The organism is Streptomyces sp. NPDC111802, from assembly GCF_055634335.1.
Genome location: NZ_JBVKCZ010000245.1, coordinates 1 through 1,063 on the forward strand (window position 1 = coordinate 1; position 1,063 = coordinate 1,063).

Annotated in this window: 1 protein-coding gene; it reads left to right on the forward strand. The window is 68.5% G+C overall.

Going from position 1 to position 1,063, the window contains the following annotated elements:
- The first annotated feature begins 113 nt into the window (after positions 1–113).
- Positions 114–973 (forward strand): IS5 family transposase gene (locus ACZ7NC_RS45770; RefSeq protein ID WP_471498447.1). Its coding sequence is split into 2 segments (ribosomal slippage): positions 114–459 and positions 459–973, totalling 861 coding nucleotides; the frame shifts between segments, so codons are not numbered across the junction.
- The last annotated feature ends 90 nt before the right edge of the window (positions 974–1,063 follow it).

A 1,063-nucleotide genomic window follows, 5' to 3' on the forward strand; every position in this document is an offset into this window, starting at 1 on the left:
GGACTGGTACAACTACCACCGACCCCACACCGGCATCAGCGGCCACACCCCAGCCAGCCGCGTCACCAACCTGCCCGGACAACACACCTAGGCCGTTTCCTTCGGATCATCTGATCGTTGGTCCGGGCGTGTCGCTGACTGACGCCCAGTGGGCGCGGATCGAGCCTCTGTTACCCAACCGGGTACCGAAGCGGGGCGGACGGTGGCGGGATCACCGACAGGTGATCGACGCGATCGCCTTCAAGTACCGCACCGGCTGCCCGTGGATGGACCTGCCCGCAGAGTTCGGCTCCTGGAAAGGCGTCCACAACCGCCTGAGGAAGTGGGCGGCCGACGGGACATGGGAGAAGGTCTTTGCCGCGCTGCTGGCCCAGGCCGACACCGAAGGCGACCTCGACTGGGTCGTCGCGGTCGACTCCACGATCGTCCGCGCCCACCAGCACGCCGCCGGGGCCCGTCAAAAGGGGCCCCGGCCGACGAGCCCGACGACCATGCCCTCGGACGCTCCCGCGGCGGGCTGACCACCAAGATCCACCTTGCTGCCGACAGCCGTTGCCGGCCTCTGGCCTTCCACCTCACACCGGGCCAGGCAGGTGACGCACCGGCATTCACCCCCCTCATGGCCCGCTTGCGGGTGCCCCGGCCACTCGGACGGCCACGGACCACTCCGGACGTGGTCCTGGCGGACAAGGCCTATTCCTCCCGCGCCATCCGCGCCCACCTGCGCCGTCGGGGCATCCGGGCCGTCATCCCCCAGCCAGCCGACCAGATCGCCAAGCGCAGACGGCGCGGCCGATCCGGTGGCAGGCCGCCCGCCTTCGACAAGACCGCCTACCGGCAGCGCAACACGGTCGAGCGGTGCATCAACAAGCTCAAGCAATGGCGCGGCCTTGCCACTCGATACGACAAGACCGCCACCGTCTACCTCGCCGCACTGCACGTCGCGGGCATCTTCATCTGGTCCGCACGGTGATCCAGAGGAAACGGCCTAGTACTGCAACGGTGCTTGCCGTGACTGCTGGCCAGTTCGCTCGTTGGTGTGGTCATGGGTGGGGACCATGCT